The sequence below is a fragment of the Pseudomonas sp. PvP009 genome (assembly GCF_017832995.1).
GTDB lineage: Bacteria > Pseudomonadota > Gammaproteobacteria > Pseudomonadales > Pseudomonadaceae > Aquipseudomonas > Aquipseudomonas syringae.
Window position 1 is genome coordinate 3469714 of the sequence record NZ_JAFIBG010000001.1, and the last position, 20693, is coordinate 3490406.

At 60.9% G+C, this 20693-nt stretch carries 13 protein-coding genes and 4 tRNA genes; 6 read left to right on the top strand and 11 right to left on the bottom strand.

The features are described 5' to 3' along the window. The first annotated feature begins 27 nt into the window (after positions 1–27). Positions 28–2220 carry a GGDEF domain-containing phosphodiesterase gene (locus JOE29_RS14790; protein ID WP_210079650.1) on the top strand — a complete coding sequence of 731 codons (2193 nt, stop codon included), beginning with the start codon at positions 28–30 and terminating at the stop codon, positions 2218–2220. Positions 2221–2287: 67 nt separating this feature from the next. Here JOE29_RS14790 and JOE29_RS14795 read toward each other — a convergent pair whose 3' ends face one another. From JOE29_RS14795 to uvrB, 9 genes are all read right to left on the bottom strand, one after another. Further along, positions 2288–2731: an Hsp20 family protein gene (locus JOE29_RS14795; protein WP_003345647.1), complete on the bottom strand. Its 444-nt coding sequence runs from the start codon at positions 2729–2731 to the stop codon at positions 2288–2290. 129 nt (positions 2732–2860) lie between these two features. Continuing rightward, on the bottom strand, positions 2861–3826 hold the full coding sequence (locus JOE29_RS14800; protein ID WP_198713138.1) for a tRNA-dihydrouridine synthase family protein: 966 nt from the start codon (positions 3824–3826) through the stop codon (positions 2861–2863). Positions 3827–3855: 29 nt separating this feature from the next. Then, on the bottom strand, positions 3856–4317 hold the full coding sequence (locus JOE29_RS14805; protein WP_032660578.1) for a thioesterase family protein: 462 nt from the start codon (positions 4315–4317) through the stop codon (positions 3856–3858). Between the two features lie 525 nt (positions 4318–4842). After that, positions 4843–4918: transfer RNA gene (locus JOE29_RS14810), tRNA-Glu, on the bottom strand. 46 nt (positions 4919–4964) lie between these two features. Next, positions 4965–5040, bottom strand: a tRNA-Ala gene (locus JOE29_RS14815). 51 nt (positions 5041–5091) lie between these two features. Beyond that, a tRNA-Glu gene (locus JOE29_RS14820) sits at positions 5092–5167 on the bottom strand. Positions 5168–5255: 88 nt separating this feature from the next. After that, a tRNA-Ala gene (locus JOE29_RS14825) sits at positions 5256–5331 on the bottom strand. Between the two features lie 148 nt (positions 5332–5479). Further along, positions 5480–6961 carry a glutamate--tRNA ligase gene (gene gltX, locus JOE29_RS14830; protein WP_074907936.1) on the bottom strand — a complete coding sequence of 494 codons (1482 nt, stop codon included), beginning with the start codon at positions 6959–6961 and terminating at the stop codon, positions 5480–5482. A gap of 520 nt (positions 6962–7481) precedes the next feature. Further along, positions 7482–9497 carry an excinuclease ABC subunit UvrB gene (uvrB, locus tag JOE29_RS14835; protein ID WP_024649959.1) on the bottom strand — a complete coding sequence of 672 codons (2016 nt, stop codon included), beginning with the start codon at positions 9495–9497 and terminating at the stop codon, positions 7482–7484. 398 nt (positions 9498–9895) lie between these two features. Here uvrB and JOE29_RS14840 point away from each other — a divergent pair, with 398 nt between their 5' ends. Both JOE29_RS14840 and JOE29_RS14845 read left to right on the top strand, forming a co-directional pair. Further along, complete coding sequence (locus JOE29_RS14840; RefSeq protein WP_096114104.1) at positions 9896–11092, top strand: amino acid aminotransferase; 1197 nt, start codon at positions 9896–9898, stop codon at positions 11090–11092. A gap of 194 nt (positions 11093–11286) precedes the next feature. Continuing rightward, a complete protein-coding gene (locus JOE29_RS14845) occupies positions 11287–11598 on the top strand; it encodes a hypothetical protein (protein WP_058446432.1) in 312 nt (103 codons plus the stop codon). A 51-nt stretch (positions 11599–11649) separates the two neighbouring features. Here JOE29_RS14845 and JOE29_RS14850 read toward each other — a convergent pair whose 3' ends face one another. Next, on the bottom strand, positions 11650–13971 hold the full coding sequence (locus tag JOE29_RS14850; protein WP_210079651.1) for an acylase: 2322 nt from the start codon (positions 13969–13971) through the stop codon (positions 11650–11652). 192 nt (positions 13972–14163) lie between these two features. Between JOE29_RS14850 and JOE29_RS14855 the strand changes: the two genes are divergently transcribed. Genes JOE29_RS14855 through JOE29_RS14865 form a run of 3 tightly spaced genes read left to right on the top strand, consistent with a single transcriptional unit; the run spans position 14164 to position 18703 of the window. Next, the gene (locus JOE29_RS14855) at positions 14164–15336 is read left to right on the top strand and encodes an efflux RND transporter periplasmic adaptor subunit (RefSeq protein WP_032660570.1); all 1173 of its coding nucleotides are present in this window, start codon (positions 14164–14166) and stop codon (positions 15334–15336) included. Next, positions 15337–17307 (top strand): MacB family efflux pump subunit, encoded by a 1971-nt coding sequence (locus JOE29_RS14860; protein ID WP_058446428.1) that lies wholly within the window; start codon positions 15337–15339, stop codon positions 17305–17307. Positions 17308–17314: 7 nt separating this feature from the next. Beyond that, positions 17315–18703, top strand: a complete 1389-nt coding sequence (locus JOE29_RS14865) for an efflux transporter outer membrane subunit (protein ID WP_210079652.1) — start codon at positions 17315–17317, stop codon at positions 18701–18703. 185 nt (positions 18704–18888) lie between these two features. Here the strand turns inward: JOE29_RS14865 and JOE29_RS14870 are convergent, their stop codons facing one another. Continuing rightward, positions 18889–20523 carry a PvdJ/PvdD/PvdP-like protein gene (locus JOE29_RS14870; protein WP_210079653.1) on the bottom strand — a complete coding sequence of 545 codons (1635 nt, stop codon included), beginning with the start codon at positions 20521–20523 and terminating at the stop codon, positions 18889–18891. Between the last annotated feature and the right edge of the window lie 170 nt (positions 20524–20693).

Sequence of the window (20693 nt, forward strand, 5' to 3'; positions counted from 1 at the left end):
GTTCTATCGATTAAAGGCTCGGATAACATGCCCAACCTACCGGATTACGCCGTGCCGAAAGCTACCGCACAGTCGGCCTCCGCCAGGCTGCCGCTGACGGACGCAGAGCGGGCCCTGCAGGAAACCCGTGATCGCCTGGAGCTGGCGCTGGACCTGGCGCAAATGGGCACCTGGGATCTGGATATCATCCGCAACCGACTGCAAGCCTCGGCACGCGCGGCGCTGCTGCACGGCATGCCGGCGCTGCCCTTCGATGAGTCTGGCGGGCAGTTCTTTGGCAGCCTGCCCGGCGAAGAGCGCCGCCGAATGCGCGCGATCTATGCCGTGGCACTCGAAACCGGGCAGGACTGCCTGCAAGTCACCTACCGGTTCAAGTTGAAAAACGGAGCGTCACGCCTGCTTGAAGGCCGCGCGCGGATTTACCGGGATGAACAGGGCCAGCCCGTCAGGCTGTCCGGCACCCTCATGGACATTACCCAACAGTGCGCGCAGATCGCCCTGGAGGCCAGCGAGGAAAAATTTGCCAAGGCGTTTCATTCAAGCCCCGACTCGATCACCATCACTGAAATCGACTCGGGCCGCTATGTCGAGGTCAACGATGGTTTTACTCGCCTGACCGGTTTCAGCGCGCAGGAAGTGCTCGGCCGTACAGCGCACGAGGTCGGTATCTGGACCGACACCTTGCAGCGCGAACACATGCTTGAAGAATTGCGCCAGAAAGGCCGCGTGCATCATCGGGAAATGGACGGTCGAGACAAGCACGGCGCGCCCCTGGTACTGGATATATCGGTCGAATTCATCACCCTGAACAACACCGCCTGCCTGTTGATGAATGCCCGCGACATCGGCGCGCTTAAAAATGCCCAGGCGCAGATTCAGCACCTGGCTTATCACGACCCGCTGACCGGGCTGCCCAATCGCGCACTGCTGCTCGACCGCCTGAGCCAGCAAGTGTCGCTGCTTCAGCACCAGAACCTGCGCGGTGCCCTGCTGTTTCTCGATCTGGACCATTTCAAGCACATCAACGACTCGCTCGGCCATCCGGTAGGCGACAGCGTCCTGAGCATCATCGCCGCGCGCCTGGAAGCCAGCGTGCGCCAGGAAGACACCGTGGCCCGCTTGGGCGGCGACGAATTCGTGGTGTTGATCTGCGGCCTGGAAGGCTCACAGGACGAGGTCACCCAGCAAGTGCGGGAGCTGGCGGACAACCTGCGCAACCTGCTGGCCGAACCGATGTTTCTCGACGGCCATCGCCTGCAGGTCACACCGAGCATCGGCGTGGTGCTGATTCCGGATGATGGGCTGACCCCGGCCGATCTGCTCAAGCGCGCCGATATTGCCCTGTATCGGGCCAAGGATGGCGGGCGCAACGCTTCGCAGTTTTTCCATGTATCGATGCAACAGGCCGTCAGCCAGCGTCTGCGCCTGGAAAATGACTTGCGCCTGGCCCTCACCCGCAACGAATTTCACCTGCACTTCCAGGCCCAGGTCGACTGTCGCAACGAATACATCACCGGGGCCGAGGCCCTGCTGCGTTGGCAACACCCCGAATACGGCTTGCTGGCACCCGATCAGTTCGTGCAGATACTTGAAGAAAGCGGGATGATTCTGGAGGTCGGCAGCCATATTCTGAACGAGGCCTGCAAAACCGGTGGCCTGCTGTTAAGACAGGGGCTGATCCCGGAAAACAGATTCCTGATGGGCGTCAATATCAGCCCGCGACAGTTTCTCCAGCACGATTTCATCGAGCGCGTGGAACGCAGCCTGACCCTGCATCAGTTGCCTGCGTCCATGCTCAAGCTGGAAATCACCGAGGGTATCGTCATTCAGAATCTGGACGACACCATCCTCAAGATGCTCAGCTTAAAGGCGCTGGGCGTCAGCTTTGCGATGGATGATTTCGGCACTGGCTATTCGTCACTGACCTACCTCAAGCGCTTGCCGGTGGATACGCTGAAGATAGACCAGTCTTTCGTCCAGGACGCCACCAACGACCCCAACGACGCGGAAATCATCCGTGCCATCGTCGCCATGGCGCAGAGCCTCAACCTGAACGTGATCGCGGAAGGCGTGGAAACCTCAGAGCAGTTGGCATTTCTGGAAAAAGTCGGCTGCTACACCTATCAAGGCTATCTGTTCAGCGAACCGCTGCCAGGCCCGCAGTTCGAGTCCTTGCTGCAGCTCAAGCGGCCTGCGCAGCAAACCGCACAGCAGGACTGAAAAAAGAGAAGGCGCCCCGCAGGCGCCTTCTTTGTTACGTGCCGCTGACTCAACATCACCTGACGGATCAGTTTTCCAGCGCTTTCTGGCTATTGAGCGGAATACGCTTTGGTTTCGCTTCTTCCGGCACGTTGCGCACCAAGTCAATATTCAGCAGGCCGTGAGACAGATCGGCCCCTTTGACTTCGATATTGTCCGCCAGCCTGAACGACAGCTTGAATTCACGCCGGGCAATACCCTGATGCAGATACGTCACGTTTTCGGCTTCTTGCTCGCGCTTGTTGCCAACTACGGTCAGCACACCTTTTTCGACCTGCAACTCGAGATCCTGCTCTTGCATACCTGCTGCAGCGATCACGATTCGATAATGGTCATCGGTGTGCCGCTCGACGTTGTAGGGCGGATAACCGCTGGTTGTCTCATTTCGTGCCGCCGACTCGAAGAGGTCGTTGAAGCGGTCGAATCCCACTGAGTTGCGAAACAGTGGAGCCAGAGAAAATGCAGTAGCCATAACAATTCTCCTGTTTATCAGCGAGTGGTTTACGCGACCCGTTTTCGGCATCGCTTGATCACCAAAATAGGGACAGCCCTTCGCTTTTCAAGAGACTTTTTTCAGGATTTTTTTGACCGTTCGTCGGGATCAGCTTCTGGGTAAGCAACCGGGCGCGCAGCCCAGCAATACGCTGATGCGGTCGCAGTCGGTCTCGCGGCGCAACGTATTGAACATCAGGGTCGCCTCGGGGTAGCTTTTGGTCAGCAGCACCAGCCACTGCTTGAGCCGACCCGGTGCCTGAATCAGCGTCATCTTCGCCAGGCAGTCCTGCCAGAAGACCCGCAGCATCGGCTGCAGCTCGTCCCAAGTCATTGGCACGACCTCTTCGCCCTTTTGCGCTGCAGCGATCTGCCGGGCCAGATCAGGACGCGCCACCAGCCCGCGACCGATCATGATGTCCCGCGCGCCACAGATTTCGCGGCAACGGCGCCAGTCGTCAACAGTCCAGATTTCCCCGTTGGCGACCACCGGAACCTTGACCACTTCCTGAATGCGCGCAATCCACTCCCAGTGCGCCGGAGGCTTGTAGCCGTCAACCTTGGTGCGGGCGTGAACGACGATTTGCTCTGCCCCGCCGTCAGCCAATGCCCGTGCGCAATCCAGCGCGCCATCGGTATTTTCGTAACCCAGACGCATCTTGGCTGTGACAGGAATATGTTTGGGCACGGCACGGCGTACCTGGCTGACGATCGAGTGCAGCAATTCCGGCTCCTTGAGCAGGATTGCGCCGCCACGCGAGCGATTGACGGTCTTGGCCGGGCAGCCGAAGTTGAGGTCCAGTACGGGCGCACCCAATTCGCAGGCGAACGCGGCGTTCTCGGCCAGGCACACGGGGTCAGAGCCCAGCAATTGAAGGCGTAACGGCGTGCCTGCGTCAGTTTTCGCGCCTTGGTGAAATTCCGATGCGTATTTATAGAAGTAATGCGCAGGCATCAAACGCTCGGACACCCGGATGAATTCGGTCACGCACCAGTCGATGCCGCCGACTTTCGTCAGCACATTACGCAGGATGTCGTCGACCAACCCCTCCATGGGCGCCAGAGCAATTTGCATGGGTCACACTCGAAAAAAAGTCCGGCAGTTTACTGCCCGACGTGCGGATTGGGAACGGCGCTGTCAGCGATGGCTGCGCCATAGCCCTCAATGAACTCGGCAGGCATACGCTTGGGCTTACCAGTGGACAGTTCGATGCAGACAAAGGTGGTTTGCGCGCGCAACAAGGTCAGGTTGTCGGCAGGACGCTTGAGCTGAAAGCAGCGGGTCATTTTCAGTCGGCGGTCCCAGTCGACGATCCAGGTCGCCAGTTGCAGCTCGTCGTTCTCGTAGGCGCTGGCGAGGTAGTCGATCTCATGCCTGACCACCGCCATCGCACGGTCGAGGCGTCGGTATTCGGTGAGGTCCAGCCCGAGGAACTGCGAATGACGCCAGGCACAGCGTTCCAGCCAGGACACATAGACGGCGTTATTGGCGTGCCCCAGCCCGTCGATGTCTTCGGCGGCGACATTCAGATCGATGACAAACGGCGTTGCCCGGTCCCAGACCATGCGTGCTCCTGCTTGAGTAGATGTGATTGGCGGGAGTGTAGCGGGTCATGGCGCGCGTTCACACGCGCTGGCATGAAAAGCGCCCCTCGGAACGCCTTTTGCTCTTCACGCTACAGCGCTCAGAGTCACACACAAGTCTGGATAAGCCCGGATAAAAGGCCTGAAACCGTACGTGCAGACTGGACACAGACCTGTGGGAGTGAGCTTGCTCACGAAGACGATGCATCCAACCCCTATTTCCTGGGAGCTATACCGGCCTCTTCGCGAGCAAGCTCGCTCCCACAAGACTTATGTATAACCATGAGGGCTGTAGCGCGAGGATGCAGTTCGCGGCGCACTGCGTTGCGAACGCATAGAGGACGCGGAGTGTCCCGAACGGCATGCCAACGCAGTATCGGCAAGAGAGTCGGTTACAGTTGAGTGTGGCAATAGATAAAAACAGAAAGGAGGGGTTTTCAAACCCCGAAAAAACAAAAGGGCCATTCAATAATCGAATGACCCTTGGTCCCGCAGAGCGGGAAATCGTGGCGTCCCCTAGGGGACTCGAACCCCTGTTACCGCCGTGAAAGGGCGGTGTCCTAGGCCACTAGACGAAGGGGACGCAAAACCTTCAGTCAGGTTCATCGAACGATGAACCCTGGCAAAATTGGTGGAGCTTAGCGGGATCGAACCGCTGACCTCCTGCATGCCATGCAGGCGCTCTCCCAGCTGAGCTAAAGCCCCGGATTTACGCCTCTCGGCGGAGATCAACCTTCCGGCATCACTCGGTGAAACTGGCGTCCCCTAGGGGACTCGAACCCCTGTTACCGCCGTGAAAGGGCGGTGTCCTAGGCCACTAGACGAAGGGGACAAAACCTTCTCGCAAAGCAAACGGTCGCTGGATCCGCTTGTTTCACATCATTCCAGAGCAGTGTAGCAGCACTCTGCAACGCTAAATTTGGTGGAGCTTAGCGGGATCGAACCGCTGACCTCCTGCATGCCATGCAGGCGCTCTCCCAGCTGAGCTAAAGCCCCACATCAGTGGACGGGGCGCATATTAAGCGTGAGCGACAGGGCTGTCAAATTTATTTTCTACAATCTGCAAACTTTTTTGTCGGTAATACAACCACTTACCATTCAACCCCCGGAAAACCGGGGGCGATTCACAGGAACAGGTAACGCCTCAAGCGATAGAGCCCAGAAGCTTTTCCCATTCCTTGTTTTCTTTCTTGGAAACACCGCCCAGCAAATCGAGGGCCTGACGCAGCCGGAAGCGGGTCAGGTCCGGACCGAGAATTTCCATCGCATCGGTCACCGAGACAGAGTTGGCCTGACCGGTGATCGCAGCGAACATCAGTGGCATGGCATCACGCAGCTTGAGTTCGAGATGTTCAACCACCGCCTGGATACAACCCATGATGCGGTCCTTCTCCCACTGACGCAGCGATTCCAGCTTCCAAAGGATCAACTGTATCACCTGACGAACCTGCTCCGGGGACAGCTTCTTGTGTTCGAACAGCTTCACATCAGGCGTGACACCACCTGCGAAGAAGAAGCCGGCCAGCGGTGCGACCTGACTGAAGGTCTCTACCCTGCCCTGCACATGCGGTGCGATCTTCATCATGTAGTCAGGATTCAGCGCCCAGGTCTTCAGACGAGAGGCAAACTCCTCGACCGGCAGATCACGCAGCCATTGGCCGTTGAGCCAGGAAAGCTTCTCGATATCGAAGATCGGCCCGCCCAGCGAAACACGCGACAGGTCGAAGTTGTCGACCATCTCCTGCAAGGAGAACTTCTCGCGCTCGTCAGGCATCGACCAGCCCATGCGCCCCAGGTAGTTGAGCATCGCCTCGGGCATGAAGCCCATGCGCTCGTAGAAAGTCACCGAGGTGGGGTTCTTGCGCTTGGACAGCTTGCTCTTGTCGGGGTTACGCAGCAGCGGCATGTAGCACAGTTGCGGCTTGTCCCAGCCGAAGTATTCGTACAGCAGGATCAGTTTGGGTGCCGATGGCAGCCATTCTTCGCCGCGCAATACGTGGGTGATGCCCATCAGGTGGTCATCGACGACGTTGGCGAGGAAGTAGGTCGGCAGGCCGTCGGTCTTCATCAGGACCTGCATGTCCATGCGGTCCCACGGGATTTCGACTTCGCCACGCAGCATGTCGGGTACCACGCAGACGCCTTCGGTCGGCACTTTCATGCGGATCACGTGTGGCTCGCCGGCATCCAGGCGGCGCTGGACTTCTTCCTTGGTGAGCAGCAAGGCACGACCGTCATAGCGCGGGGTTTCGCCCTTGGCCTGCTGTTCGGCGCGCATCTGGTCCAGCTCTTCGGCGGTGCAGAAGCACGGGAAGGCATGACCCATGTCGACCAGTTGCTGCGCGTATTTCTTGTAGATGTCGCCGCGCTCGCTTTGGCGGTAGGGGCCGTGAGGACCACCGACGTCGGGGCCTTCGCTCCAGTCGATGCCCAGCCAGCGCAGTGCGTCGAAGATCTGCTGTTCGGACTCGCGGGTAGAGCGCAGTTGATCGGTGTCTTCAATGCGCAGGATGAACTCGCCGCCATGCTGTTTGGCAAAGCAGTAGTTGAACAGCGCGATGTAGGCCGTGCCGACGTGGGGGTCGCCTGTGGGCGATGGCGCGATGCGGGTACGAACGGTGGTCATGGAAAATCCCGAATTAGGTCGATCAAGCGCGGAATGTTAACAGGCCGGGGGCATGGGGCTCCAGCAAGAAAGGCAATTGCCCGGACGTCTCTCGTTCCACATGCTCCGCGCCCGGAGCTGTAAACAAATTCAGCTGATTATCGTGCCAATGCTCCGCGTTGGCATGCAGTTCGTGACGCTCTGCGTCACACGGCGGTTTTTCTTTTTCAGGTGGATTGGGGTTCGGCTCAGGTCACCTTTTCGCCCCTCGGCGACCTACTTTGATGGGGCCAAAGTAGGCAAACCCCCTCGCTCCGGTTTCCGGCCCGACTTCGTCGGGTTCCTTCGCCCTGGCACTTACGTCGCACTCTGCGTCGTCTGTGCCATCGTGATCGAAAAGCGCGTATGGCGGCCTCATAGAGGCGCGGCATGACGTTGTGCGGCACTGAAGACTTTTGACACAGAGCGTAACGACCTGCCTGCCAACACGGAGCATTGGCATGCAGGTCAGCGCGGATTGACGCAAGCGTCGGCTAGCCCATCAAACCGCCAGCAACCGCTCGCGCAGTTTGCCGATTTCGTCGCGCATTTGTGCGGCGGCCTCGAATTCCAGGTCGCGGGCCAGTTGGTACATTTTTTCTTCCAGTTGGCGAATGCGTTTGTTGATCTCGCTCGGCGAGCGCAGTTCGTTCTCGTAGCGGGCGTTTTCTTCGGCGGCTTTGGCCATGCCTTTGCGCTTCTTGCTGCGCGAGCCGGGCACGGTGGCGCCTTCCATGATGTCGGCGACGTCCTTGAATACGCCTTTGGGCGTAATGCCATGTTCCAGGTTGAAGGCGATCTGTTTCTCGCGACGTCGCTCGGTCTCGCCGATGGCACGCTCCATCGACCCGGTAATCCGGTCGGCATACAGAATCGCCCGGCCATTGAGGTTCCGTGCCGCCCGGCCAATGGTCTGGATCAGCGAACGGTCGGAGCGCAGGAAGCCTTCCTTGTCGGCATCGAGAATCGCCACCAGTGACACTTCCGGCATGTCCAGACCTTCACGCAGCAGGTTGATGCCCACCAGCACATCGAACGTCCCCAAGCGCAGGTCGCGGATGATTTCGACGCGTTCCACCGTATCGATGTCCGAGTGCAGGTAACGCACGCGCACCCCGTGGTCGCTCAGGTAGTCGGTCAAATCCTCGGACATGCGCTTGGTCAGCGTGGTCACCAGCACCCGCTCTTCGAGGGCAGCACGCTTGTGAATTTCCGACAGCAGATCGTCGACTTGGGTCAGCGCCGGACGAATCTCGATCTGCGGGTCCACCAGGCCGGTCGGACGCACCACCTGCTCGACGATACGCCCGGCGTGCTCAGCCTCGTAGTTACCCGGGGTCGCCGAGACAAAAATAGTCTGCGGGCTGATCGCCTCCCACTCGTCGAAGCGCATCGGCCGGTTATCCAGTGCCGATGGCAGGCGGAAGCCGTACTCGACCAGGGTTTCCTTGCGCGAACGGTCACCTTTGTACATCGCGCCGACCTGCGGCACGCTGACGTGGGATTCGTCGATCACCAGCAAGGCATCCGGGGGCAGGTAGTCGAACAGGGTCGGCGGCGGCGCACCGGACGGACGGCCCGACAGGTAGCGCGAGTAGTTTTCGATACCGTTGCAGTAGCCCAGCTCCAGCATCATTTCCAGGTCGAAACGGGTGCGCTGCTCAAGACGCTGGGCTTCCACCAGTTTGTTCTGGCTGCGCAGGTATTCGAGACGCTCCTGCAGCTCGACCTTGATGTTTTCCATCGCTTCGATCAGCGTTTCGCGCGGGGTGACGTAGTGGCTTTTCGGGTAGAAGGTGAAGCGCGGCAGCTTGCGGATCACCTCGCCGGTCAGCGGATCGAACGCCGACAGGCTCTCGACCTCGTCATCGAACAGCTCGATACGAATCGCTTCCAGATCGGATTCGGCCGGGTAGATGTCGATCACATCACCGCGCACCCGGAATGTCGCACGGGCAAAGTCCATGTCGTTACGGGTGTATTGCAGGTCGGCCAGGCGGCGCAGCAAGGCACGCTGATCGAGTTTGTCGCCGCGGTCGATGTGCATGACCATGCGCAGGTAGGTTTCCGGACTGCCCAGACCGTAGATGCACGACACCGTGGTGACGATGATCGCATCCTTGCGCTCCAGCAGCGCCTTGGTCGCCGACAAACGCATCTGCTCGATGTGGTCGTTGATCGACGCATCCTTCTCGATGAAGGTGTCGGACGACGGCACATAGGCTTCGGGCTGGTAGTAGTCGTAGTAGGAAACGAAGTATTCCACGGCGTTGTTCGGGAAAAACGCCTTGAATTCGCCATACAACTGCGCGGCCAGGGTCTTGTTCGGCGCCAGCACCAGCGTCGGGCGCTTGATCTGCGAAATCACGTTGGCGATGCTGAACGTCTTGCCCGAGCCGGTCACCCCGAGCAAGGTCTGGTGCGCGAGCCCGGCGTCGATCCCTTCGACCAGTTGGCGAATGGCCTCGGGCTGATCGCCGGCTGGCTCAAAGCGGGTAACGAGCTGGAACTCGGACATAACTGACCTCTTGAATGGTGCGCGTGACGGGTTCGCGTGAATCTTTCCGCGACCTGACCGCCTCGACGGCACAACTGGAAATATTCGTCGGCGCATGACGGCGCGCAACGACGAATCCATCGCAAACGGCCATTCCCACCGGGAAGCAGGCGTGCGATGTTTTGAAGTGATGGCTAATAGATGGAGTCATATATCAGCCTTTCAAGCCACCCACTTAAAGCATTGAGGTTTTAACTGAACGAACGTTCTACAAATATGCGCAAAAACCTGTAAAAAACCCGCCCTGCACTGTCGATCACCGAGGGGATGCTCTCTATACTACGCTCTGTTTGCGCACCGCTTTGGCGCATCGAGCCTCAGCGTGTCCCCTCCCACTCTTCACCAAGAGCCGCCGCACAATGAGCCTGTTTTCCGCTGTCGAAATGGCACCCCGTGATCCGATCCTGGGTATCAACGAAGCCTTCAACGCCGACACCCGCAGCACCAAGGTCAACCTTGGCGTAGGCGTCTACTGTGATGAAGACGGGCGCATTCCCCTGCTGCGCGCCGTGGCCGAAGCCGAGAAGGTCCGCGTCGCCCAGCATGCGCCGCGTGGCTACCTGCCGATCGACGGTATTGCCGCCTATGACCAGGCCGTGCAAAAACTGTTGCTGGGCGCCGATTCGCCGCTGATCGCCTCGGGCCGTGTGCTGACCACCCAATCGGTCGGCGGCACCGGCGCACTGAAGATCGGTGCCGACTTCCTCAAGCAGTTGCTGCCCGATGCCGTCGTCGCCATCAGCGACCCGAGCTGGGAAAACCATCGCGCGCTGTTCGAAACCGCGGGCTTTGCGGTGCAGAACTATCGCTACTACGACGCTGCCAGTCACGACGTGAACCGTGCCGGCATGCTCGAAGACCTGCACAACCTGCCGAACAACTCGGTAGTCGTGCTGCACGCCTGCTGCCACAACCCGACCGGGGTCGACCTGAGCCTGGATGACTGGAAAAAAGTGCTGGAAGTGGTCAAGTCCAAGGGCCACGTACCGTTTCTGGACATGGCCTACCAAGGCTTCGGTCAGGGCATTCAGGAAGATGCGCTGGCAGTGCGCCTGTTCGCCGAGTCGGGCCTGACCTTCTTCGCCTCGAGCTCGTTCTCCAAATCGCTGTCGCTGTATGGCGAACGCGTCGGCGCGCTGTCGATCATTACCGAATCGAAGGAAGAAACCACTCGCGTCCTGTCCCAGGTCAAACGCGTGATCCGCACTAACTACTCCAACCCGCCGACCCACGGTGCGATCATCTCCGCAGCGGTGCTTAACGACCCGACATTGCGTGCAATGTGGGAAGAGGAACTGGGCGAAATGCGTCTGCGCATCCAGGGCATGCGCAAGGCGATGGTCGAGCGTCTGGCTGATAACCCGGCCGGTCAGGACTTCAGCTTCGTCGCGCGTCAGTGCGGCATGTTCTCCTACTCCGGTCTGACCGCCGAACAGGCCCAGCGCCTGCGCAGCGAGTTCGGCATCTACGCGCTGGACACCGGGCGTATCTGCGTGGCCGCGCTGAATCAGAAGAACATCGACGTAGTGTGTGACGCGATCAAGCAGGTTCTTTAAGCTTTAAGCTTTAAGCTGCAAGCCGTAAGCTGCAAGCCGTAAGCTGCAAGCAAAAGCAGAACCGCTCTTGCTTGTAGCTTGCGGCTTGTAGCTCCCAGCTCCCTGCTCCGCTGGGCACTTTCCATCGAACGATCTGAAAAAACCTGCCTCGAAACTCTGTCAGCACATTTTCTGAACCAGATATCGAGGTACTCATGTCTATCGAACCGCAACGTCAGAAAGAACCGACGCCAAATCAGGACGCACCTGCCAGCCCGGGCCCGGACCGCAACGATCCGGCAATCGAGCCGCAGGTCGGGGACGTAAAACCCGAGACTGAAAAGGGCAATGGCCAGAGCCAGGGCCAGACGCCTTCCCCAAGCCAGCCACAGACTCAGTCGCAGAGCCAGTCAACCAGCGACAGCGCCTATGTGCCTGACCATGAGCCGGAAGAAAAAACCGAGGATTTACGCAATCATCAGCCCACCACTGGCGTTGACGCTGACATTGATACACCCGGCGGCTGATTCCCGGCAACGCATTTGGGCCGCATGGCCCAAACGCTTTTCTTGCCTCTTTCAGCGATTGGCCCCCTCGCTTATCACCTGCACCTCATACGCAGGATCAGCCTTGATCTGCTGATCAGTGAACGGCAATGCTTGCCACTGCTTTTTTGAAAACGCCTCAGTCTGGTCGCTTGAATGGGCTGACTGTGGATTGCTCGACTCCGAGAACGCCAGTAGACCCTGCGCCCTGGGGCCCTGCTCGTCGAACGACACCACCTGCAGGTAGCTGGTGCCACTGACCACCTCACGCTTGCCGTCCTTGCCAGCGATTGTCTGCATGGCGTTGTAGACGCCCAGCCCGGCCGGCCCGCCATGAATAGGGATCTGCTTGCCGCTGATGCTGGAGACCTGAATGTCGCCCCATTTACTGCCTGCCTTGGTCACTTCATCCACTGCGGCCAACATGGCAGCGCGCAATGCAGTGGCGACCTGAGGGTTCTCAATCGCCAGCCCGCTCGGCGTGTGAACCGGGTCCCGCGGGTCGAACTCCACGCGCCAGCGCGAGGCAACAGCCTGCATGGACGTCACGATTCTCTGGAAGTACACGAAGCCGATGCCACTGTTCAGGTCAGCGCGTCCATCCCAGGCTTCCAGCGCGGTACACAGCGGCGTCAGACGCGCCGCATCATCACCCAGCTCCGAAGCACAGAAACTGAGCAGATCCGGCAGCACTTGCCCGGCCTGATAGACCTCGTTGTCCATGACCATCGCTTGCAGGTTCTCGACGCTGATCTTGCCCGCCTTCTTCAGGCTCTCCAGCCGATCCAGCGCAAAACGCGCTCGCTGTCCCAGCGGCTGGCCGTCCTGGCTGATCAGCGGCGAAAAGTCCTTCAACGGCGCTGCGGGATTGACCATCCACGCCGAATCGTTGGAGTGCTGCACTAAGTCGGTCCGCAGCAGTTGCGGCTGGCGCGAGGACGGATAGATACCGGCTTGTGCCGCCTCTGCGGAGACCTTCCAGTTGCATTCACTGCGCGAGCCGTCGAGCACGATCAGTTCCGTGCCGATGCGCGGATCACTGCATCGGGCAAGCCTGGCGGCGTCAACGTTCGGCACCACCGAGAGGTTCATGTACAGCGCCTGCCCCTTGGCATCGACTGCCAGGGTGTTGACCCACGGAATGCCCTGGATCTTGTGCACCGAATCCTCAAACGCCTTGAGGCTGTCGGCCTTGTCCATTGCATACCACTGCTGCAACACCCGATCATTTTGCAGGTTGGCATCACGCAGACTGAAGGCAAACTTACTATCCCAGTCCAGCTTGCCCGGCCATTGCACCACCGGACCGAATATGGACGAATAGACGATGCGTGGCACCGACTTCAGGCTGCCATCCGCTTGCTTCACCTCGACACTCACCTGCTGCTTGCCCATGGCAACCGATTGGCCATCCAGCAGGTAACGGGTGGAATCCTTCGGGTCGAGCTGCAGGCGATGCAGCGTGAAGTGTTTCGACGTGTCGACGGTATGGCTCCAGGCCAGATGCTGATTGAAGCCGATATTGATCAGCGGCAGGCCCGGCAGCGCTGCGCCCATCACGTCGAGTTTGCCGGGAATGGTCAGGTGCATTTGATAGAAACGCATGCCGCCAGCCCATGGAAAATGCGGATTGGCCAGCAGCATGCCACGCCCGTTGGCGGACAGCTCGCGCCCTATTGCCACTGCATTGCTGCCGCGCTCCAGGGCAAAACGCTGATTACGCGCTGCGGCCAGTTGCAGCGCCTGAACCTGCTGAGTATTTACCTGCAGTGGCTTCTGCAGCGCAGGCGGCGTGGCACCGGCCAGCGCTTCGGCGAACTGCCCCACGCCCCCCTCGACCAGCAGGCGACGGGTCAAACGCACCAGGTCATCAGTGCTGATCGGCCGGACCCACTCGGCCGCACAGGGTTGCGGCAGGCCTTGGGTGGTCTGCTCGGCCAGCGAACGGTTGTAACCGGCGACATAGCCCTGCATCAACTGGCGAATCTCCAGCGGCTGCGCCTTCCAGAAATCCGCCAGTGCCTGCGGCGTATTGAGCCACTGGAACAGCAGGTCACTGGCCATGTTGTTGCGCTGCTCAAGGGTCGCCTTGTCCGGGCCGAAATAGCGCGAGCGCTGGCCGTTTACGGTAACGACCTCATTGGCCAGCAGGCACAGGTTGTCCTGCGCGTAGGCATAACCGATGCCGTAGCCCAGACCGCGCTCATTGGCGGCAACGATATGCGGCACGCCAAAACCGGTCCGCCGGATCTCGGCCCTGGCCGCCTGATTTCCAGGCTCAACCAAGGCCTGCGCGGGCAAAATCACAGCCAATGAAAGACCTGCAAACAGAAAACCGCACAGGGGTCTGGACATATTCACGCTGACTCCAACTCGACAAGACGACCCGAATTAGCCGCTCCCGTTAAACGAAGCACGGACGCTGATGTTTAGCCGAAGCGGATAACCCGTGTTCGACGCTAAATTCCTGCCGGCATGCCTCGTTTAAAGGGCAGCTCTCGTGGCCGTCGTTCACCGACCGACTGATCTCCCAGCGCAGGAATCTGCATGAAACGCTCTCGACATCCTCGACGCGCCCTCCTGGTGGCGCTGTGCCTGTTCCCGGTCATTGCCGTATGCGCCTGGCAGATCCTGCCCGACAGCAAAGGCAGCGCCGCGACTGTGACGGTGACCCGCGGCACGATCGAAAACAGCGTCACGGCGCTCGGCACCCTGCAGCCGCGCAGCTACGTGGACGTGGGTTCGCAGGCCAGTGGGCAGATCATGAAAATCCACGCTCAGGTCGGCGACCAGGTCAAGGAAGGCGACCTGTTGGTCGAGATCGACCCTTCGACGCAAAAAGCCAAGCTCGACGCCGCACGCTACGCCATCGATAACCTCAAGGCGCAATTGCAGGAACAGCGTGCGCTGCACGAACTGGCCGAACAGAAGCAGCAGCGCCAGAAGCGCCTCGCCGCAGGCGGTGCCACACGGGCCGAGGACGTGCAGGCTGCAGAATCGGAATTTCGCGCCACCCAGGCACGGGTCGATATGTTCAAGGCGCAGATTCTCGAAGCCCAGGCCGCCCTGCGCAGCGACGAAGCGGCGCTGGGCTACACCCGTATTTTCGCGCCCATGAGCGGCACAGTGGTGGCACTCGACGCACGCGAAGGCCAGACATTGAACGCGCAACAACAGACACCGCTGATTCTGCGCATCGCCCGCTTGTCGCCGATGACGGTCTGGGCCGAGGTCTCGGAGGCCGATATCGGCCATGTCAAACCCGGCATGACTGCCTATTTCACCACCCTGAGCGGCGGCAACCGGCGCTGGAGCAGCACCGTGCGGCAGATCCTGCCAGTACCGCCCAGGCCGCTGGATCAAGCCAATCAGGGCGGTGGCAGCCCAAGCAGTTCGCGCAAGAACGGCGGTGGCCGTGTGGTGCTGTACACCGTGCTGCTGGACGTGGATAACAGCGATCAGGCGCTGATGGCAGAAATGACCGCACAGATATTCTTCGTCGCCGAAAAAGCCGAGAACACCCTCACCGCACCACTCGCGGCGTTGCGAAACGGGGCGCAGACTGATAGGCAGACCGCCCAGGTGCTATCTGCCAATGGCGAGGTGCAGAACCGTCAGGTGCGCACCGGCATCAGCGACCGTCTGCGCGTGCAGGTACTCGACGGCCTGAATGAAGGTGAACGCCTGCTGGTGCCCGCCTCCGTCGGCAGCGGGGGCTGAATGCGCACGCCGCTGATCGACCTGCGAGGCATCCGCAAATCCTACGGCGGAGGCGACAGCCCGCTGGTCAACGTGCTGCGCGGCATCGATCTGTCGATTCATGCCGGTGAGTTCGTGGCGATTGTCGGCGCTTCCGGGTCCGGCAAGTCGACACTGATGAACATCCTCGGTTGTCTGGACCGTCCGACCTCGGGCGAATACCTGTTCGCCGGAGAAAACGTCGCCGCGCTGGGCAGCGACGAACTCGCCTGGCTGCGCCGCGAAGCGTTCGGGTTCGTGTTTCAGGGCTATCACCTGATTCCGTCCGGCTCGGCGCAGGAAAACGTCGAGATGCCGGCGATCTATGCCGGGACGCCCGCCGCAGAGCGTCACGCGCGGGCCGCCGCCCTGCTCGACCGGCTGGGCCTGGCGTCGCGCACCGGCAATCGACCGCATCAGTTGTCCGGCGGCCAGCAGCAACGGGTTTCCATCGCCCGCGCCTTGATGAATGGCGGGCACATCATCCTCGCCGACGAGCCCACCGGTGCGCTGGACAGCCACAGTGGCGCGGAGGTGATGACCCTGCTCGACGAACTGGCCAGCCAGGGCCATGTGGTGATCCTCATCACCCATGACCGGGAAGTGGCGGCGCGCGCCAAACGGGTCATCGAGATCAGTGATGGCCTGGTGATCAGCGATACCGCCAATGACCGGTCCACGCCGCCTGTAGACAATCCAGCCGCGCTGCAAGCGGTCGACCTGCGCAAGCGCCTGAGCGAGGGCAGCGGCAGTCACAGCGCCTGGCAAGGCGAACTGCTCGATGCGGTTCAGGCGGCGTGGCGCGTCATGTGGATCAACCGCTTCCGAACTGCGCTGACGCTGCTGGGCATCGTCATCGGCGTGGCGTCGGTGGTGGTGATGCTGGCCGTCGGCGAGGGCAGCAAGCGTCAGGTCATGGCACAGATGTCGTCGTTCGGCTCCAACATCATTTACCTCAACGGCAAGGCGCCCAATCCGCGTGCGCCCAAGGGCGTCATCACCCTGGAGGAAGTCGCCGCGCTGGGCGAGTTGCCCGAGGTAAAAATGATCATGCCGGTCAACGGCGGCCAGGCCGGGGTGCGCTACGGCAACGTCGATCACTCCAGTTACGTCGGCGGTAATGACACGCACTTTCCGGCGATCTTCAACTGGCCGGTGGTGGAAGGCAGTTATTTCAGCGAGGCGGATGAGCAGAACGCAGCGGCAGTGGCTGTGATTGGCCACAAGGTTCGCCAGAAACTGTTCGACGAGCAGACCGACCCTGTCGGCCAGTACATCCTGATCGAAAACGTGCCTTTTCAGGTGGTCGGCGTGCTGCAGGAAAAAGGCGCCACGTCGGGCGATCTGGACAGCGACAATCGCATCGCCATCCCCTACTCGTCGGCCAGCATCCGCCTGTTCGGCACGCAGGACCCCGAGTACATCACCATCGCCACCCGCGACGCCAACAACGTCAAACAGGCCGAACAATCAATACGCAACCTGCTGCAACAACTGCATCACGGCAAACAGGATTACGAGCTGACCAACAACGCCGCGATGATCCAGGCCGAAGCACGCACCCAGAATACCCTGTCGCTGATGCTCGGCTCGATTGCCGCCATTTCTTTGCTGGTCGGCGGTATCGGCGTGATGAACATCATGCTGATGACGGTGCGCGAACGCACCCGTGAAATCGGCATCCGCATGGCCACCGGCGCGCGGCAGAGCGACATCTTGCGGCAGTTCCTCACCGAGGCAGTGATGCTTTCCGTGGTCGGCGGGCTGGCCGGTATCGTGCTGGCGCTGGGCATGGGCGCAGCGCTGCTGCTCAGTAAGGTGGCGGTGGCGTTCACCCTGCCGGCTGTGGCCGGGGCGTTTGCCTGCGCCCTGATCACCGGCGTGATCTTCGGCTTCATGCCGGCCCGCAAAGCTGCTCGCCTCGACCCGGTCGCGGCCCTCACCAGTGAATGATCGATCAATGAAGACCAGTCTCTCCGTTTTGACTGCCTGCCTGTTGCTGAGCGCTTGCCAGACGCCTGCTCCGCCGCTGGACAGCGGCATCCAGCCACCAGCAAGCTGGGCGTTTGCCGAAAACGCCGCCGCACAGCGCAGCGATGTGCGTTGGTGGCGGCAGTTCGGCAGTCCGCAGCTGAATCGCCTGATCGAACAGGCCAGCCGCGACAGCCACGAAGTCGCTGCGGCGATGGCGCGGGTTCGTCAGGCGCAGGCCAGCGCTATCATCGGCGGCGCGCCGTTACTGCCGGAGCTGGCGTTTGACGTGCGCGGTGAACGCAACAAATTCGTGCGCAACAGCGACCGCAAGGCCAACCCTTCAGATGACAACAACACCAACAACTTCACCAGCGACCTGACCGCCAGCTATGAAGTGGATTTCTGGGGCGGCATCGCAGCGGGACGCGACAGCGCACTACAGGGCCTGCGCGCCAGCCAGTTCGATCAGGCGACCGTGGAGCTGACCCTGCTGGCCAACGTCGCCGATCGCTATGCGCAAACCCTGGCGGCGCGCGAGCAAGGGCGAATTGCCGAACTGAACCTGACCAACGCACAAGACGTGCTGCGTCTGGTGCAGACGCGCTATGAATCGGGTTCAGCTACCGCTCTGGAGCTGGCGCAGCAGAAGAATCTGGTTGCGACCCAGCAGCGTGAACTGCCCCGTGTTCAGCAACTGACCAACGAGCAGTTGATCACCCTGGCGGCCTTGCTCGGTCAGCCGGTGCAGAATCTGCATCTCGCGGATCAGCCCTTCGACACCCTGAACTGGCCGGACATCGGCCCCGGCCTGCCCAGCGAACTACTGACCCGCCGCCCTGATCTGGCCAAGGCCGAAGCCGAACTGGCGGCGGCACAGGCCAATGTCACCATCGCCCGCGCCGCCATGCTGCCGAAACTGACCCTGAGCGCCAGGCTCGGCACCGAAAACACCCGCGCCGAAGACTGGCTGCGCGCACCGTTCAGCAGCCTCGCTGCCGGGCTGGTCGGACCGATCTTCAACAATGGCCGCCTGGCTGCAGAGCGCGACAAGGCCACAGCGCGTCAGGAAGAGCTGCTGGAAACCTATCGCGGCGCAATCATCAACAGCTTCGCCGACGTGGAAAAAGCCTTGAACAGCATTCGTGGCCTGGATCAGCAGCGCTACTGGCACGAAGAAGAGCTCAAGCAAGCGCAGACCGCCTTCCGCATCGCCCAGAGCCGCTACCAGGAAGGCGCCGAGGACCTGCTCACCGTACTGGAAACCCAGCGCACGCTGTACCTGGCGCAGGATGTCAGTGTGCAACTGCGGCTGGCGCGCCTGCAGGCGAGCATCGTGCTGTACAAGGCACTGGGTGGGGGCTGGCAGGTGCGCTGAGCGTCACGCAAGGAACGATAATCCCACCACTATCGTGCGACGCTCCGCGCGGATAACTCAATTATCGTGCGACGCTCCGCGTCGTCATGCCGTTCCGGACGCTCTGCGTCCTCTTGCGACGCAGAGCGTCGAGAACTGCACTCCCACGCTGGAGCGTACGGAACGACAATCTCAACCGTCGTTCGTCAAAACCACCTGTCCGGCAACAGATTCCGGGCATACCACGGCCGGCGCGGCACACGGCGCAGCAGGTTGCTCAACCTGTCATCCGCAGCAAAAGTAATCCGCAGCGCCAGCTTCATGACTTCCGGGTCCATTTCCATGGTCGTGCCTGCAGCCTGGCCGGGCACTGTGCTGCAACCGTGGGTGTCCGGCCCCAGCCAGGGATCGCTGACATTCACCCAGCGGCCTGGCGCAAACCACGGCACGCCGTTGACCTCCAGGCGCGTCACCTCGCCCGGATGAAAGCGCTCATGGGCGCGGAACCAGTCCTCGATGCGGTCGTCGATCCAGCCATGGAACATCCAGAACACCGGGTTCACGTGCGATGAAAACGGGTCGGCGAGAAAGTCGTTTTCCGGCTCGAACCAGCGCTCGGCAAAATCATCCGAACGACGTGCCATCGGCACCGGCTGGCCGTTGGCCGGATCTCGGGCCACCGAGGCCCAGCGCATGTGCAGCCAGTCGTGCAGTTCCAGTTCGACCTGCGAACCAAACTGGCCCAGGGTCAGCTTCGACAAAAAGCGCGGATCGCGATACTGCGATTCCCAGACCTGAAAATGCGTATGAAACGTCTCGTGGCTTTTGATATCGCTGACCAGCTGTGTGTATTCCTCGTCACCATGCGCCAGCCAGTTGGGCGGCAGCGAACAACCGTCGTGATTGTCGAAATAGCGGGCAAAGCCCAGGCGGTCGCGTTCCAGCTCAGGCTGCGGCAGCGGAAAACGCGGCCAGGACGGCAAGTCTTGAATCCTGCGCGCCTGGATCAGCATGTGCCGGTGCATATAAAAGAAGTCTTCACCCGAGCCGTTGCGGTCCTTGTGCGGGCCACGCGCATCGCGCTCATGATCACGCGGCCCCGGCTGCCAGCCGATGCCGCGCAATGCGTCACGCTTGCCTTCCGGCAACTTGTGCCATTTGTCTCGCGAGGCATGCCAGAGCTGATGGAACAGACGATGCTCCCTGGAAACCAGCCAGGCCAGAAACGGCGGACTCAGACCAACCCTTTCCCGCGCCTCTGGAAACACCTGTTTGATCGCGATCAGACGGTTGTCCAGTTCCGGCAGAGCCAGCGGTCGGTCCAGACGCTCAATACGCCCGCTCAAGGTGCCGCTGCCTGCGTTACCGAACGCGCCCCAGACTTCATCGAGGGTCAGGCTGAATTCGTAATCCGGGCTGTCGCTGTGCGGATCATTGCCGGCATGCCCGTCCATGACCCGCAGATAGAGTCTTGCGGCGTTGGCCGGTTGCAGATCGCCAATCACCCGAAAACGCGGCAGCACATCGCCGCGCAATTGCCCGGCCGTGTCGATATAGCCGCGCAGACCGCGACCGCGCGGGGCAATATCGAGAAACATTTCCAGGCCTTCGAGCGGCGCACCGCTCAGCCCGGCATCGCGCCCCTCAAAGCGCAGAGTCCACACACCGCGCAACTTGTCGGCCAGGCGCTGGGTGGCGGTATCGGCAGGCCCAGCCGTCGCTTCGCCCGGCGTTTCCGGCAGGTCGACCCGGGTGAGTTCCCGATGCGCGTAATACGCTGCCGGAACTGCCGCACCGGTCAGCGCCAGCCCCGCTATGAACCCTCGTCGAGAAATCGTCATTACCCTACCTGTTCCAGCCCCGAGACAGCCGTTATCCAAGCTAGAACGTAAACCCGGCAGACAAATTTAGCGCTGCACCTACATCCATTACCCCGCGCTAAATTTATCGGCGATCCGCTCGTTCTCCACCAGATAGCAACAGCCGTCGCAGGCTGCGCAACGGTTAATCA

Coding starts and splice junctions, on each gene's coding strand:
- JOE29_RS14790 (WP_210079650.1), top strand. CDS start 28: ATGCCCAACCTACCGGATTACGCCGTGCCGAAAGCTACCGCACAGTCG.
- JOE29_RS14795 (WP_003345647.1), bottom strand. CDS start 2,731: ATGGCTACTGCATTTTCTCTGGCTCCACTGTTTCGCAACTCAGTGGGA.
- JOE29_RS14800 (WP_198713138.1), bottom strand. CDS start 3,826: ATGCAAATTGCTCTGGCGCCCATGGAGGGGTTGGTCGACGACATCCTG.
- JOE29_RS14805 (WP_032660578.1), bottom strand. CDS start 4,317: ATGGTCTGGGACCGGGCAACGCCGTTTGTCATCGATCTGAATGTCGCC.
- gltX (WP_074907936.1), bottom strand. CDS start 6,961: ATGACCACCGTTCGTACCCGCATCGCGCCATCGCCCACAGGCGACCCC.
- uvrB (WP_024649959.1), bottom strand. CDS start 9,497: ATGTCCGAGTTCCAGCTCGTTACCCGCTTTGAGCCAGCCGGCGATCAG.
- JOE29_RS14840 (WP_096114104.1), top strand. CDS start 9,896: ATGAGCCTGTTTTCCGCTGTCGAAATGGCACCCCGTGATCCGATCCTG.
- JOE29_RS14845 (WP_058446432.1), top strand. CDS start 11,287: ATGTCTATCGAACCGCAACGTCAGAAAGAACCGACGCCAAATCAGGAC.
- JOE29_RS14850 (WP_210079651.1), bottom strand. CDS start 13,971: ATGTCCAGACCCCTGTGCGGTTTTCTGTTTGCAGGTCTTTCATTGGCT.
- JOE29_RS14855 (WP_032660570.1), top strand. CDS start 14,164: ATGAAACGCTCTCGACATCCTCGACGCGCCCTCCTGGTGGCGCTGTGC.
- JOE29_RS14860 (WP_058446428.1), top strand. CDS start 15,337: ATGCGCACGCCGCTGATCGACCTGCGAGGCATCCGCAAATCCTACGGC.
- JOE29_RS14865 (WP_210079652.1), top strand. CDS start 17,315: ATGAAGACCAGTCTCTCCGTTTTGACTGCCTGCCTGTTGCTGAGCGCT.
- JOE29_RS14870 (WP_210079653.1), bottom strand. CDS start 20,523: ATGACGATTTCTCGACGAGGGTTCATAGCGGGGCTGGCGCTGACCGGT.